Genomic DNA, 14475 nt, shown 5'->3' with positions numbered 1-14475 from the left:
AATCATTTGCCAATAGCATTGAAGGGATAATTTTCATGAAAAAAATCCTTATCGCTGACGATGAAACCCGTATCCGCCGCTTGGTGGCCGATTTTCTGCGCAAGGAAGGCTTTGCTCCCCTGGAAGCGGGCGACGGCCGGGAGGCTCTGGAAATTGTCGAAACCCACTGCGATCTGGCCCTGGCTATACTGGACGTGATGATGCCGGAATGCGACGGCTGGACAGTATGCCGCGAAATTCGCAAAGCATCCCATTTGCCGGTGATCATGCTCACCGCCCGCAGCCAGGAATCGGACGAATTGTTCGGATTTGAGCTGGGGGCTGACGAATATATCACCAAGCCTTTCAGCCCGCAGGTTCTGGTGGCCCGCGTGCAGGCCCTGCTGCGGCGCAGCGGGCGGCAGTCCCAAAAAGCCCTTGCCCTGAACGGCCTGGAGATCGATGAGGGCGCCCGTTTGGTAAAGGTTGAGGGGGAGCGTATCCATCTCAGCCCCAAAGAATATGAACTCCTGTTTTATTTGGCCTGCAACCAGGGCATAGCTCTGAGCCGCGATCAAATCCTCAATGCGGTCTGGGATTACAATTTCTTCGGCGATGTGCGCACCGTTGACACCCACATCAAGAAACTGCGTTTGAAACTGGGCGACAAAGGGGACTGCATTCAGACCGTGCGCGGCCTGGGCTACCGCTTCGAGGTTAAACCATGAAAAATTCCATCCAATCCAAACTATTTATCGGACTGGGATTGGTGATCCTGTTCTTTGTGCTGTTCTCCATATTTTTAAACAACAATTATCTGGAAAAGTACTATTTGAATCAGAAGCTGAGTTTGCTGGATTCCACCGCCGGGCTTATCGATAAGCAATATAAAGGCCTTCCCGAAGATATCCTGCTGGCCCTGGAAGGGGCTGAAAACACCGCCAGTGTCAATGTCATCATCCTGGACAGCCGCCTGCAGGTCAAATACCTCTCCCTGTCCAGGCGCAATCCCACGCAGCGCAACGAACTCAGCCTGGCTACCATAGCGGAGCGCTACGATGAGCTGACCGAGTACGGCAGCTTCAACCTGATCACCCGCGACCTCCGCCTCAATGATGATTTTCTGAATCTGGTCTATCTCCTCAACAACCGGGACATTCTGGTCTTGAGCACCCCTCTGGCGGCTATTCAGGCCAATGCCGCGGTGGCCAACCGTTTTTTCCTGTACACCGGGGCGGTCACACTATTGCTGGGCAGCCTGGCGGCATTCCTGTTTGCCCGGCGCTTTACCCAGCCTATTCTGGAAATGAACCGCATCGCCCAGGACATGACCCGCCTCGACTTCAGCCGAAAGGTGGAGGTCAAGAGCCAGGATGAACTGGGGGAACTGGGGCACAGCCTCAATTCCCTGTCCGAGCAGCTCAACCGTTCCATATCAGAACTGCAGGGCGCCAACGCCCGCCTGCAGGAAGAGGTGGAGCGGGAGCGCCAGATAGACGAGATGCGCAAAGAATTCATCTCCAATGTCTCCCATGAGCTGAAAACCCCGATCTCCTTGATACAGGGCTATGCCGAGGGGCTAAAGCTGAATGTGGCCGAAGATGAAAACAGCAAGAATTTCTACTGTGAGGTGATCATGGATGAGGCCGTCAAGATGGATAAACTGGTGCGAGAGCTTTTGGAACTCTCCCAGATGGAATCGGGGGGGTTTAAATTGGAGAAAGCGGAGTTCGACCTGACCGGACTTCTGGAACTGGTAATGGCCAAATACGAACCGCGCCTGGCGGAAATGGGAATCAAGGCCAGTCTGGAATGGGCCCCAACCCTTAAGGTCAATGCCGATATGACTCGCACCGAACAGGTTCTGGTGAATTATATCAACAATGCCTTAAACCACATCAACGGGGAAAAACAACTGCGGATCGGAGTTGTGCCCAGAGGGGACAAATACCGGGTTACGGTTTTCAATTCAGGTCCTGATATACCCGAGGAGGCTCTTCCCAAGCTGTTCACCAGCTTCTATAAAGTGGATAAAGCCCGCACCCGCGCCTATGGCGGCACCGGCCTGGGACTGGCGGTGGTCAGGGCTATTCAAGAACTCGACCACAATCTCTACGGGGTGGAAAACCAGCCCGGCGGAGTGCAATTCTGGTTCGAACTTGATCCCGCCTAAAGAAACGGCCCCATATCCTGCCATGATTGCCATTCGCTACCCGCGGCAGTTCAAATCGGTATATAATATACATAATATGGATTTGAACGGAGTAGCCAGGCAATTTCCTGTAACCTCCACAATAGTCCAGGAAGGGTGTGGAAGATTTGGCGGTTAAAACACGAACTACGGCCCTGGCCCAGAAAGCCTCACAAGCGCGGGAATTCATCAGTACTCATCCCGGCTCTACGCCGCAAGAGGTCATGGCGGCGGTGAAAATTCATTCTGAAGCCAGTCTGTACCGTCTCTTGCTGGGACTGTCGGGTGACAGCGAGATCTGCCGGGAGGGCGTTTTTTGCGTAAGCCAAGGCGGCCAAAATATCACCATCGACGACATCGAGGATTTCCTGGAAAATGACGGTACTCCCGCGGGCCGGCCGCCATTGGCTGAAAGACTTCTCTACATCTACCATTACCTGGAACAGGCCAGCCGGGACGGGGGCATCCGCTTTGAAACCCTGTGCAAACACTACCGGGAACTTCTGGAGCAGTATTCCCCGGACTTGCCCAAAGACGCCTCTATAAAGCGTTCCCTGCAGAGGGATTTGAGCCGTTTGGAATCATTCGGCATCGCTATCGATCGCCCTTCGGCCGGCAGCCGAAACAAGGCTTACCGCCTTCGCCAGGAATACCTTCCCAAAGTGAGCCTGGAGAGCGCCGCCGCGCTCTATGTGTCCACCTTGCTGCACCGCAATACCCTCTTAGACGATGCGGTAAACTCGGTCAGGATCAACATGGAAAGCGGTTTCTTCAAAGGCATGCCGGAACGGGCCAAACTTTTGAAAGAACGCCTTTATATACTGGGGGACACCCTCAGCCACCCCGAGCAGTTCGGCCAGATTCTGGGCCGGCTGATCAGAGCGGTCAGCGAGTCCTATCGGGTCAAAGTGGAATATGTCAACAATTCCGGGAAAACATCGTCCCGCCTCCTGGAACCCCTGGGGCTGGTGTCTAAACGCAATGTGTGGTATGTGATCGCCAGGCAGGGCAATAAAGCGGAGATCAAAACATTTCGAGTCGATCAGATCCAGCGTCTCACCGGACATGAAAGTGATAAATTCCACTACCCTCAAGATTTCTCGCTGCAGGCTCATATCGGCTCCAGCTGGGGGGTATTCTGCAATGACCCGGTGCAGCGGGTGCGCCTCCGCTTCTCCCCGGAAGTGGCCTCCCGGGTCAAGAAGCTCCGCTACCACCCCAGCCAGGCGATTGTGGAGGAATCAAAAGACGGTTCGGTCGTGGTGCAGTTTGAGGCCTGCGGCCTGATCGAAATGCAGAGCTGGATAATGCAGTGGGGAGATCGGGTGGAGGTTCTGGAACCGGCCCCGCTGAGGAAAAGAGTTCTGGCTCAAGCCCAGCGTATAGCGGAATTATACAGTAAGTGAAACACTGGCTCTGGAATCAGCACTTCTCTGAAGTGTGATACTATCAATAGACCTGTTTACCTGTACCATGAACTTACCGGATTGGTGACAATACCATGTCCGGATTACGGGTTATTACCAGTCTGGAGTATGTTTTGAATAACGCCAGAGGTGCGGAAGCAGGCAACAACATAAAAGGAGGCTCTTTGGTTGGAAGAACAGCATTATGATTTTTACCAATCCATCCGCAACAAGATCCACTCCTGGATGCAGACTGAGGAGGGAAAGAACAACCGCTGGGCTGATTACATCCTGGCGGTACCCGACCTTTTCCACCTCCTGGTCAAACTGGCTCTGGATCCGGAAGTTCCCGACAAACACAAGGCCAAGCTGGGACTGGGCCTGGCCTATTTCATCAGCCCTATCGACCTTCTGCCCGAAGCTCTTTTGGGCCCTTTAGGACTGGCGGACGACCTGGTGGTAGCAGCCTATATTTTGAACAACATGCTCAACGAGACCGACCCGGAGCTGGTTAAGAAGCACTGGGCCGGGGATCAGGATGTTCTCAGGCTGGTGCAGCAGATCATCGACTCGGCCGATGAAATGATCGGCAGCCGGCTGATAAACAAAATAAGAGCCATGTTCCAACAATAATACTCGATATTCGTTAAAACCTGCAGAAAAGGGGAGAGGGCGTGAAGGCTGTTGCTGAGTGCAGTGCGCCCATAAGCATAATATAAAAAACCGGACGCGGGAACAGACACCAGGCAGTGATGCCAGAGCGGCACACTGCAGTGACAGTCGATATGAGGCAAATAGTGCAACAGGCAGGGCCGATCCTTTGACCGGCCCTCTATTTTAAAATTCAACTCAAATATCTTATTTAAAACTCAGGCAGGTTATCCAGATTGTTGGCCTCAGTCCCGTCAGGTTCGCTGCGGATAAATTGCATGCCGCTGTCCCGGTCCACCACATCGATATTCTTGATCTGCCCCTTTTTCCCCATCGCCACGGTCTGCTGAAAATCCAGCTCCCGTCCGTCCGACAATTTAAACCTGTTCAATCGTCCCTGTTCATCATGCCTTACTTCCACGATCTCAAGCTGTTCCATGATAAACACCTCCTTGTATTAGCTTGAAGCAAAAAGCAAAAATTATTAGTGCAAATTTATCAAATTAAGGCGATGCTTTAATAATCGCGCTTGAGGCCGACCGGCCCGGACTCCTGCCTATTGAGCCCAAGGAAATGGCCAACTCCGGTTGATGCCGCAACGCCTCTCCCCTTATTTACGTAAAGATTGCATAAAAAAGATGCAATCGAGGGTTAATCCGCTCAGAACGGAGAAAATAAAACCGTGCCCGGGGTTTCAAAGCATTTAACAGCGGCCCCGTTATCGACCCACAACGACCACTAGAACAGGTCGGAATAGCAGATTTATAAGGAGGCGACCAGAGAGATGTTAGCTGTTGGCAAACCGGCGCCTGATTTTACGGCACCCGCCTATCATCAGGGCAAGATCAAGAAAATCAGCCTTTCCGATTTGAAAGGCAAATGGGTTTCACTGTGGTTCTATCCCGCTGATTTCACCTTCGTCTGAGCCACAGAGCTTTCAGCAGTTGCTGAAAAGTATCCCGAGTTCCAGGCACTGGGCGTTGAAGTACTGTCCTGCAGCGTAGACAGTGTTTTTGCCCATAAGATGTGGAACGACCACGAACTGTCCAAGATGATAAATGGCGACATACCCTATCCCATGCTCTCCGACCAGGATGGCAGCATAGGCAGGAACTACGGCATTTATGAGCCGGCCAAAGGGGTGGATAGCAGGGCTGGCTTCATCATCGATCCTGACGGCAATATTCAGGGGTTTGAAGCGCTCATTCCGGCGGTGGGCAGGAATGTCAGCGAGAACCTGCGGCAGATTCAGGCCTTTCAATTGGTGCGCCAATCGGGGGGCAAGGAGACCGCTCCGGCCGGCTGGAGGCCGGGCAAACAGACCCTCAAGCCCGGGACAGAACTGGTCGGCAATGTGTGGAGGATATGGCAGGTGAGTGAGGCTTTCACCGATGTTCCAATCAACCCGAGCGGACCCATGCAATAATCTGCAACTGAATATAGCGCAGTTTCAAATCCCCATCACGGCCGAAAGACCGGATGGGGATTTGCATATATATGAACTGTGAACTGTCAAACCGTGTGCCTGGTTCTTCTCTTCGCCGCCAGGAGCACAGTCAACACTATCAACAGCATGGCTCCCCCGATGATGTAAAACTCTTGCGCAGAAATGCCCTGCACCCGTCCGGGAAAACCCTGGCCAGCTTCTCCGCCCGGCCCGGGCCTCTGACCGGCCTCTGCGTCCTGCTGTCCCAGGCCCATAGCGGGGTCGCGCTGTCTCATCCCTTCGGGAGGCTGTGGCCTTTCCCCGGCAGTCCGTTGTCTTCCGGCATTACCGGCATCCTGCGGCCCGGACTTCATGCCGCCGCTCTGGCTCTGAGTGTCTCCCGCAGCGGGCAGTTGGCCGCTGAGCTGCTGGTTGACATTGTCGATGCGTTCCGCGATGAATCGCATCAAACCGATGCTGTTGCCGCCTTGCGTCATTCCATCCATTGCTTTGCGGTTCATCCCGGCCGCCTCATTCTGCGCGGCCGGAGCAGCCTGGTTGGCGTCCGCCGATTCTTGTGCTTCAGCTGACTTTACGGCCGGCGCTGTGCTTGCGGCTTCGCCTGCTGCTGCCCTGCCATCTGCGCCGGCCAATCCATCTGAAGCCCCACTCTCGACCCCGCCTGCTGTATTTGCTGCTCCTTGCGGGGCCGCACCAGCCGCTCCGCCGGGTGTTCGCATCTCTTCACCGGTATCCGCCGCCCCCTGGGCTAGGGCCTGTTCGAACTGCTCCATGGTGGTGAATTTGGTGGGGTCCTGTTCCAGATAAGGCCTGATCATGGCCGCCACCCTGGCGATCTCGGCCTCCATCTTTTCCGCCGCGAAAGGCCCTGCGATAAACTCCTCAATATACTGATGATAGCGTTGCATGTATTCCGGTATCTCCAGGAGTCTGCCCAACAAGGGCCTCTGCTCCAGAGTGGTGCCCGTGACCGGAGTATCGATATACAGCGAAGTCGTCCCCTGGGCGCCCGTTCCCATTCCAAAACCGCCGAAGGACATATTATAATCCCAGGGCAGGATGGAAAAGACCCCATTCTCTTCATAAAGGTAATAGTTGTGTTTGAGATTGCCCTGATAGCTGTCCATATTGACCAGGACCGTATTCACCGCAAAATAGCGCAGTATCTCATCCACATTCAAATATGCCTCCAGATCCTGTCCCTGGCTCAGAGCCCGGAGCATGGCAAGCAAGGCCTCATCAGCGCCGTTCTTTTTGTCGATTGCGGCCACAATGCCGCTGTAAGACGACATATCGTCATCAACATATACCAGGTCGCTGCCCGTACCTTCGGGCTTGTAGAGATTGCCCGCCGCGCTGCCATAATAGCGCTGCAAAAACGGTTCCTCGATGCCTTCCACCGCTAAATACAGCCCGATCGGCTGGCCGTTCACATAGACATTGGCGTAACTGTAGGCCGGGGTGGGGACCCCCATCTCCTCCATCAGGCCGTAAGAGAGATATTCCCGCATAAAAGAGGGATCGCTGAAAGAATTATTGAGGTTCAGTTTGGTCAGTCCAAACAGAGTCTGCCCGTCTATATACTGATCCAGGTCCACCTTGAAACTGAAGCGCTGCGAATCGCTGCGGGCCACCGAGCTGAGGCTGGAATTGCCTTTGACTCGGAAGCCGACGTGCGCCATTGTCTCGCCGTCAACCGTTATAGCCGCTTCCTTATATTCCTCCTCGGTCGGGTTCTCCATCATATCGGCGAAATCAGCCGCTTCCAGAGTGATGTATATATCCGTGACCCGGTCTGAGGCGAATAGCTTTTCCACATATTCCAGACTTGCATTCCGGGTCTGCACAGCCGCGGGAGAGCCGTCATCAGAACCTGGAGCCAGTCCGTAGCCGGCGGCCACAATGAGACCGATGCCTACCAACACCATAACCGCCAACAACCCGGTGAAATTTCTATCCATGCCAACACCCCCGCTGCAACTGGTACCGATCCCGGACTAGAAACAGGCCTCCCCGTTGCGACAGATACCGGTACCGGTTGGAGAACAAGCTCCTCTGACGCCAACAATGCCCATTCCGGCCTGATATACACTCCCGCCGGCCTTTACTTGGGCTATAGATTAAGCATCCCCGCTGGCTCGGATACCGCCTTAAACTTCTCTTGATCGGCACTCCGCCCCGGGGCTCACTAAACCGCCAGCTCGCCATTGTAGCTCACCATTACGATGTCATCCACCCCATTTATGGACGATAGCTCGTGCATGAAATCGGTGTTTTCATCCTTGAGGCGCGTTTCCACGGTCAGCTCGATGCCCCGCCCGCCGCGTACCGCCTTGGATTTAATATTCATGCGCTTGACGAACCGCCCCAGGCTGGACAGCAGTTCTTTTTCCGCTTCGGCATCGCGGCAGTTGACCACGAACATATAGGGGATCTCACGCACCGTCTTATTGGTGAAGATCAAGAGCATCACTCCCACCACCAGGGAGCCGGCGATCCCCAGGAGAAACTGCCCCGCGCCGGTGACGATGCCGGCCGCGATAGCCCAGAAAACGTACACGATATCGACCGGGTCTTTGATGGGGGTCCTGAACCTGACAATGCTCAGGGCGCCGACCATGCCCAGGGAGAGAATGATGTTAGAGGTCACCGCCATGATGATCAGGGTGGTGATCATGGCCATGGCCACCAGGGAGACATTGAAATTGCGGGAATACATCACTCCGTTGAAGGTTTTCTTGTAGATGGTGTAGATGAAAAGCCCCAGGAGAAAGGAGATCAAGAGGCTGACCGCCACGTCCACCAGGGAGAAGCTGGTCACCGCCTGTTCGAGCACGTTATTCTTGAAAATGTCAGTGAAATTAAAGGTATTGCCGTCTGGCATGGTCTGTCCTCCGTTTCGTAAGTTATTAATCGAAGCGCCGGCAGATGGCGTATTTGGACAAGGCCGCCCGCTGCCGGCTGTTCAGCATCAAAAGGTCCGCTATGTGGGCAGGGAGAAACTCATCATATTTAATCTCCAGTATGGAAAGTCCCTCATCCGTCACCCCGGTCAGGGGCAAGGCAGAATTGAGGAAATCCACCGAGCTGAGCCCGGTCACCAGGTTGCTATCCAGGGTGACGCGCACCCTGCCCGGATCCCACTCATAGGCCTCGCGTTCATACTGCACTATGGTCCGGGGCTTAAACAGTCCCGTGGACATTTTACTGTACAGCCGGCGGCACACCATCTCCGGGCGATGCTTGAGGAAGGCGAAATCTCCCGCAAGGATGGCCGCGCATTCCTCCCGGATCAAAGGCGCCGCCTCCTTGTAGCCCAGGCCGTTGTTCTTTACCTTCAGTTCAAGCCTGATCACCGACGCTTCGCGGTCATAGGTGCGGATGCGGAACTTCTCGCGGTAGATGGCCCCCATAAATTTATCCATGAGGGCGTGATTATCGATGTCGTCAAAATACAAGCTCCTGACCACATAGCTGCCGTCCGGCCCGGCGAACCGGTCCCGCCTCATGACATGGGAAAGGCGACTGGATAAGAGCGCCTTATCGAAACTGTTGATGCCAATTTTCAACTCATGGCGGTATTTAGGCAAATGATTCACCACCTTCTCTGAGAAACCATCTGCCGCCGCACGCCCTGATCCCGGCACGGGGCTGTCTGAATCACCCGATGGCGAATTCCTTTCCGGGCGGTCTTCAATCTGTGTCGGGACTTCGTCACAGTGACTCGAGCAAAGGTTTCATAATTTTTCTGTTCCAATTGTATTCTGGGAAAGTGAACAAAAGGTGAACACTGGGTGAAATTATTGCTATATCGCCGTCGCAGGATGACAAAAATGGCGGTTGCTGATAAGTATTACTTAATATATTACTTAATATATTAAGTAATATATTAAAATAATAAATGTTATAATTATTACATCAACTACGGAGGTGATAAATAATGCCCACCATTAAACCGGTATCTGATCTCAGGAATTACAATGAGGTTCTGAGGGAATGTCGTGATGGAGAACCAGTTTTTCTAACCAAGAACGGACGAGGCAAATATGTCCTTATGGATATTCAAGATTATGAAAAACAACAGACTATTATTGAACTTCTTTCGAAGTTATCAGAAGCCGAAACTACCATTAAAAATGGCGAAGAGTGGCTGACCTTGAATGATCTTAAGAATCGCCTGGGGGTTTAATATGTGGTTAAAATCAGAATAAACCCGGTAGCGGGCACTGATCTACAAGAGATCAAGGACTTCCTTATGGGAAAAAACCCATCTGCAGCGGTTGAAACCGTACGGTTGATTATCTCAAAGATAGAAGCATTGACGGATTTCCCAGAGATGGGATCTCCGCTGGCGCCACGGATCAAGCAACCCAGCAGATATCGCTACGTAATATGTGAACAATATCTGATATTTTATATATTCGAAGATAACATCGTGTCAGTTCAGAGAGTACTACACGCTAAACGGAATATCGCTTCTTTGCTGCTAGACGGCCAGGAAGAGTCATAAAGTACGCTTCCCTTAAGCAGTATCCTTGTGATTGATTTTTCAGATCCTTCACATTTACCCGTGATGTTAGATGCCGCTTATCATTCTGAGCGCCAGTGAAGAATCTTCCCACGCAACCATGAGATCGCAGAAATACATGGAGGGCATAGAACTTCGTGCCGGGCAAATTGGGGTAATGGTTTACATCAATGGGATGTTCAAGCCTCGACGTTCTGGGTCACCCCCTCAGCCTGATACCGGTATGGAACAAACTGCTAAGAAGCTACGCCATGGAGGCTTTGGAGGCTGAAAAGGCCAAGCATCATGACCACAAGGTCGGAGACCGGCAGCCAGATTGGTTGCACTCGGATTGAAGCCCGAAAGAAATCTACAGCCAGGGGGCTTTATCAACCTCATCGCCGCGTAAAACGGGGAGCAATTTCGAATACAGCGGTTCGGGCACGTTTTTGAGTGGGGTATCGTCAACCCTTAGAACTAAACTGGGTTTTACCCGTGCCTTTTGCGCCAGCTCGTTGGCTGTATAGCCCCGGTTCTTGCGAAGTTCTTTTACGGTTTTGTTGCGGAAACGGAAAGAGAAAAACATTTGGGTTTCCTTTGCGGGGTTTTTATTTAGTATAGCTGTCTCCACGAGCAAAAAGAACACCTATTCAGATGATTAATACAGCGATCCATCAACTTGTAAGGAATGCTTACAAGTTAGGATGTATGGGATTGTTTAAACAATTAGGCAATTCCTAATAGTTCATCATGAGAGCGTGGCAGCTTTGACAGCCTTTTTTCGCGCTACTGTTGGCTATCAGACAGGTTATGGAATGTTGAACGATTCAACTATCTGGAATTGTTGGATATTGAATCAAAGGGAGGGCGAAGAGTGATGTTATACTGGGGGATTAAGTAAGTGGATAGCCAGTTTGAAGATAAGATATTATTTTTAACCATAATTCATAATACACAGTTTCAACACAATTGCAGGGATTTTGTAACTATTTCTGGAAAATTTTACTAAAGTGTGGATTAAGCGCATTTGGATATTTGTGTAAGGAGTGGTCCCCAGGTGCCTGAGAATATAGACGGTTTCAACGAAACCCAATCCTTCAAAGAGGTCCAGAAGGAAGCTAAGAGTTTAAGCAAATGGTTTGAAAGCATAGCTAAGATAAAAGCATCCGATCCCCAGGCTTTAGCCCAATTAGACAAAGCCTTAAAAACCCTTCCCGATGATGCGGATTTCATCCAACTGTATCAAATCTACAAAAACAAGGCTCAAGCCTTTGTTGCCGATGCGCGCCGTTATCGAGCCAACAACATTAAACGCCTGATCTCTGCCTATATCCGGGGACAGGCAGCAGAGCGGCAAAGCTACCCGCGAGTTTATCAAGGGCTGGCGGAACGGTCCGCTGGAGCTGCAATTTCTTAATATAAGTATCAGCAGAATCGAAGGGTGACAACACATTGTCCATCCTTTGAGATATAACTGGGGAAAGGCCTTGTGATGGGTTGGTTTGTTGAATACTGTGCGTCAAATTATTTAGGAGAGGGGGGATAACGGATGTCAGAAGATTATGTAAACGATGATAGGGAGTTTGAGCAGCATGCTGGGGAATCTCAAGAAGATTACGTAAACCGAGGCTTTTTTAAAAAAGCCAAAAAATTTGCTGCTAAGGTTCCGCTTATTTCTGATGCAGTAGCAATGTATAATACGTTGAAAGACAACAAAACACCGATTTGGGCCAAAGCAACCATTACTGCTGCACTTGCTTATTTTATAATGCCAGCAGATGCTATACCAGATATCATAGCTGCAGTAGGATTTGTAGATGATGCCGGGACCATAGCCGCTGCGATGGCCGCCATATCATCAGTGATGACTGATGAACATCGTAAACAAGCAAATGATTGGCTCAACGGAGTCCAATAAACTTAATGAGCATCCATGGTCCCCCTGACATCCATGAACGGTTATTAAGGGAGGATTCTATGAAGTACCTTTCAGAAGATAAAGAGTTTGTAATAGGTCAGTGTGAACGATGTAGATCGGAATTAAAGGTTCCCAAGGATAATCTCGTATCACGTAACGATAGTTTCGACCTGAAAGCGACGGTCCAGTGTCAATGCGGGAGAATCCATAATCTCATTTTAGGCAACAGTAAGACTCTGAAGTGGGCCAACGAAAAGGTAAAATTTGATCCCAATTATGTTTCTTCCAATCAAAGCAATACAGTTTCGTGTCCCCTCTGCAAATCAGTCCAATTATACGCTGGTGACAAAGGGTTCAGCTTAGGTTCGGCAGCAGCCGGCGGGATACTATTTGGACCTGTAGGTTTATTGGGAGGCTTCTTAGGTAGTAAAACAGTAATGATTACTTGCCTCAACTGCGGACATAAATGGGAAGCAGGCAGAATTTAATTGGAGTAAAAATGGCCAAGAAAGATACCCCCGAACTAGATAAACTATTTCAAGAAATAGGTACATATCGCCGAAGCCAGGATTATTCTGAACTTCTAAAATTTATTAAGAAGTTCCCTGAAATCGCGTCCTTCAATGCCATGCTTATCAATATTCAGAAACCAGGCAGCCAATATGTCGCATTAGCATCGGTTTGGAGGGAGAGGTTCGGCAGGCACGTTGTGCCCGGAGGAAGGCCACTTGTTATCCTACGCCCATTTGGGCCGGTAACATATGTTTTTGAACTGGGAGATACGGTAGGCACTAAGCCGTTTCCGCCTGAATTATTGAACCCATTCAGAGTAGAAGGGAGAATTAGCACTGTTGATTATAACAACCTATTAAACAGCCTTATCAACTACGGTATTGCCTATTATAAATCAGACCACGGGTCAGCTAGCGCGGGATTTATACAGACCAATCGAAACCCGGAACAGCAGACTGTAGTTAAATCGAACAAGGTGTATTGGATCAAGGTGCTCTTCAACATGGTTTTAAATAGAAACCATCCAATAGAAACTAAATTTGCCACGATAGTACATGAATTAGGGCATCTATTTTGCGGACATCTAGGAAGTCCTAGCGATAAATGGTGGACTGGCAGACCAATGCTACATAAAGATGTTAAGGAATTTGAAGCCGAAAGTGTTTGCTGGTTGGTGTGCGAAAGGATGGGGATACACAATCCGTCAGCAGAATACCTGAACGGATATCTAGGCAATAACGAAGAAATCCCCGATATTAGTATTGAGACTGTTCTGAAAGCTGTTAATATGGTTGAAACTATGATTAAGGGAACCAGCGTCACAAAGAAAGAGATTATAGAAAAAACGGCCACTGTGAACAACGGTATTAAGAAATTCAAAAGAAGCAGATAGGTGATTGACAATTGGCTAACGAAAACCTAACCACCGCCAACGATTAAGAGAACGTTTTACAAACAGGGAGCAAGCTCTTCTTCTTTGCTTTATTTCTATTTTGCCAAAAACACGTGGTTGCATTGGCTCTGGCATAGATAACGGGTACCTTTTGGCACATCTTCCCAATACTTATCAGGAAATTCTGCAGGAGGCCCGTAACGAAAAGGAGAAATTGACCAGCCGGAAACGCCGGAAAACAATCAGGGTGCAGCAGTCCCTGATTTTACTGGAGAAGATGATTTTCCCAAAAGCATCATGATGGGTCCTAGTGCGAAGTTATCTTCGGCAGTTGTTACAATTGTTTTCTTATTCGGATTCGTTCCTTTTCTACAATCCAAAGGTCACCAATAACAAACATGTTTAAATTTGGAATTAATTGTTCAATTGCTTCTATGATTGAGCCCTTATTGAGAACACCAATTCTGATAACAATAATTCCCTCGGTAGTTCCTGGTGGATAATTTACAATGTTAGAAAACCCAACGTCCAACGTTATCAGTATCCTATTTTCTTGCCGGCAATGAACGGCGAGAGCAGGATCAGGACAACCTTGGATCCCTTCTGAATAGACAGTTTCAGCATTATGGCCATTGTTTTCAAGCATCAATGCTGCTTCAATTGGGAGATTTTCATCAATCTTGAATTTCATCAATATCCCCCTAGATTGCGATAACCTGTTCCTTGGTCAACATTGCAGCATAAGCTAGCGCGGCATTAATATCTTCAACCGTTAGAGAGGGGTAGCTTTTTAGTATCTCATCTTTATCTAATCCCGCAGCCAGATTGTCGAGAATAATGGAAACCATTATGCGGGTACCGGAAATACAAGCTTGCCCATGGCATACTTCTGGATTAACAGTAATTCGCTCTGTTAAATGCATTTGAGATCACCTCCACTGCCTCTTTCATTATTTTACACCAAATGAGAT

At 50.2% G+C, this 14475-nt stretch carries 17 protein-coding genes and 1 pseudogene; 11 read left to right on the top strand and 7 right to left on the bottom strand.

Annotated elements, in window-relative coordinates:
- Positions 1-35 precede the first annotated feature (35 nt).
- The 4 genes from B2633_RS15510 to B2633_RS15495 all read left to right on the top strand — a co-directional run bounded on the left by B2633_RS15510 (position 36) and on the right by B2633_RS15495 (position 4209).
- Positions 36-707, top strand: coding sequence for a response regulator transcription factor (locus B2633_RS15510; protein WP_483171605.1), 672 nt, complete (start codon positions 36-38; stop codon positions 705-707).
- On the top strand, positions 704-2152 hold the full coding sequence (locus B2633_RS15505) for a sensor histidine kinase (protein ID WP_483171604.1): 1449 nt from the start codon (positions 704-706) through the stop codon (positions 2150-2152). Before B2633_RS15510 ends, B2633_RS15505 begins: the two co-directional genes overlap by 4 nt.
- A 146-nt stretch (positions 2153-2298) precedes the next feature.
- Positions 2299-3576, top strand: coding sequence for a helix-turn-helix transcriptional regulator (locus B2633_RS15500; RefSeq protein WP_483171603.1), 1278 nt, complete (start codon positions 2299-2301; stop codon positions 3574-3576).
- Between the two features lie 189 nt (positions 3577-3765).
- A complete protein-coding gene (locus B2633_RS15495; RefSeq protein ID WP_481039881.1) occupies positions 3766-4209 on the top strand; it encodes a YkvA family protein in 444 nt (147 codons plus the stop codon).
- 229 nt (positions 4210-4438) lie between these two features.
- Here the strand turns inward: B2633_RS15495 and B2633_RS15490 are convergent, their stop codons facing one another.
- Positions 4439-4666 (bottom strand): DUF3892 domain-containing protein, encoded by a 228-nt coding sequence (locus tag B2633_RS15490; protein WP_483171602.1) that lies wholly within the window; start codon positions 4664-4666, stop codon positions 4439-4441.
- 321 nt (positions 4667-4987) lie between these two features.
- Here B2633_RS15490 and prxU point away from each other — a divergent pair.
- Positions 4988-5653: pseudogene (gene prxU, locus B2633_RS15485) on the top strand (thioredoxin-dependent peroxiredoxin); the annotation flags it as partial.
- A gap of 86 nt (positions 5654-5739) precedes the next feature.
- Here the strand turns inward: prxU and B2633_RS15480 are convergent.
- The 3 genes from B2633_RS15480 to B2633_RS15470 all read right to left on the bottom strand — a co-directional run bounded on the left by B2633_RS15480 (position 5740) and on the right by B2633_RS15470 (position 9273).
- Positions 5740-7635 (bottom strand): CotH kinase family protein, encoded by a 1896-nt coding sequence (locus tag B2633_RS15480; protein WP_483171601.1) that lies wholly within the window; start codon positions 7633-7635, stop codon positions 5740-5742.
- Between the two features lie 227 nt (positions 7636-7862).
- On the bottom strand, positions 7863-8558 hold the full coding sequence (locus B2633_RS15475; protein ID WP_483171600.1) for a DUF4956 domain-containing protein: 696 nt from the start codon (positions 8556-8558) through the stop codon (positions 7863-7865).
- Between the two features lie 25 nt (positions 8559-8583).
- The gene (locus tag B2633_RS15470) at positions 8584-9273 is read right to left on the bottom strand and encodes a polyphosphate polymerase domain-containing protein (protein ID WP_483171599.1); all 690 of its coding nucleotides are present in this window, start codon (positions 9271-9273) and stop codon (positions 8584-8586) included.
- Between the two features lie 341 nt (positions 9274-9614).
- Between B2633_RS15470 and B2633_RS15465 the strand changes: the two genes are divergently transcribed.
- From B2633_RS15465 to B2633_RS15455, 3 genes are all read left to right on the top strand, one after another.
- Complete coding sequence (locus tag B2633_RS15465; RefSeq protein ID WP_483171598.1) at positions 9615-9863, top strand: type II toxin-antitoxin system prevent-host-death family antitoxin; 249 nt, start codon at positions 9615-9617, stop codon at positions 9861-9863.
- A gap of 3 nt (positions 9864-9866) precedes the next feature.
- The gene (locus B2633_RS15460; RefSeq protein ID WP_483171597.1) at positions 9867-10184 is read left to right on the top strand and encodes a type II toxin-antitoxin system RelE/ParE family toxin; all 318 of its coding nucleotides are present in this window, start codon (positions 9867-9869) and stop codon (positions 10182-10184) included.
- Between the two features lie 188 nt (positions 10185-10372).
- The gene (locus B2633_RS15455; RefSeq protein ID WP_483171596.1) at positions 10373-10537 is read left to right on the top strand and encodes a hypothetical protein; all 165 of its coding nucleotides are present in this window, start codon (positions 10373-10375) and stop codon (positions 10535-10537) included.
- A gap of 14 nt (positions 10538-10551) precedes the next feature.
- Here the strand turns inward: B2633_RS15455 and B2633_RS15450 are convergent, their stop codons facing one another.
- On the bottom strand, positions 10552-10827 hold the full coding sequence (locus B2633_RS15450) for a helix-turn-helix domain-containing protein (protein WP_483171595.1): 276 nt from the start codon (positions 10825-10827) through the stop codon (positions 10552-10554).
- Positions 10828-11238: 411 nt separating this feature from the next.
- Between B2633_RS15450 and B2633_RS15445 the strand changes: the two genes are divergently transcribed.
- The 3 genes from B2633_RS15445 to B2633_RS15435 all read left to right on the top strand — a co-directional run bounded on the left by B2633_RS15445 (position 11239) and on the right by B2633_RS15435 (position 13504).
- Positions 11239-11598 (top strand): hypothetical protein, encoded by a 360-nt coding sequence (locus B2633_RS15445; protein WP_483171594.1) that lies wholly within the window; start codon positions 11239-11241, stop codon positions 11596-11598.
- 132 nt (positions 11599-11730) lie between these two features.
- Positions 11731-12099 (top strand): YkvA family protein, encoded by a 369-nt coding sequence (locus tag B2633_RS15440; protein ID WP_483171593.1) that lies wholly within the window; start codon positions 11731-11733, stop codon positions 12097-12099.
- Between the two features lie 499 nt (positions 12100-12598).
- Positions 12599-13504, top strand: a complete 906-nt coding sequence (locus B2633_RS15435) for an ImmA/IrrE family metallo-endopeptidase (RefSeq protein WP_483171592.1) — start codon at positions 12599-12601, stop codon at positions 13502-13504.
- A 334-nt stretch (positions 13505-13838) separates the two neighbouring features.
- On the opposite strand, the gene B2633_RS15430 is transcribed toward B2633_RS15435, so the two are convergent.
- Both B2633_RS15430 and B2633_RS15425 read right to left on the bottom strand, forming a co-directional pair.
- Positions 13839-14195 carry a DUF5615 family PIN-like protein gene (locus tag B2633_RS15430; RefSeq protein WP_483171591.1) on the bottom strand — a complete coding sequence of 119 codons (357 nt, stop codon included), beginning with the start codon at positions 14193-14195 and terminating at the stop codon, positions 13839-13841.
- 10 nt (positions 14196-14205) lie between these two features.
- Positions 14206-14427 carry a DUF433 domain-containing protein gene (locus B2633_RS15425; protein WP_481039849.1) on the bottom strand — a complete coding sequence of 74 codons (222 nt, stop codon included), beginning with the start codon at positions 14425-14427 and terminating at the stop codon, positions 14206-14208.
- Positions 14428-14475: the final 48 nt, after the last annotated feature.

Origin of the sequence: Syntrophomonas sp. UBA1041 (assembly GCF_002316705.1) — a bacterium.
Lineage (GTDB): Bacteria > Bacillota > Syntrophomonadia > Syntrophomonadales > Syntrophomonadaceae > DTU019.
The sequence above is the reverse complement of the archived record's forward strand: the minus strand, read 5'-3'. Positions and strand labels throughout refer to the sequence as shown.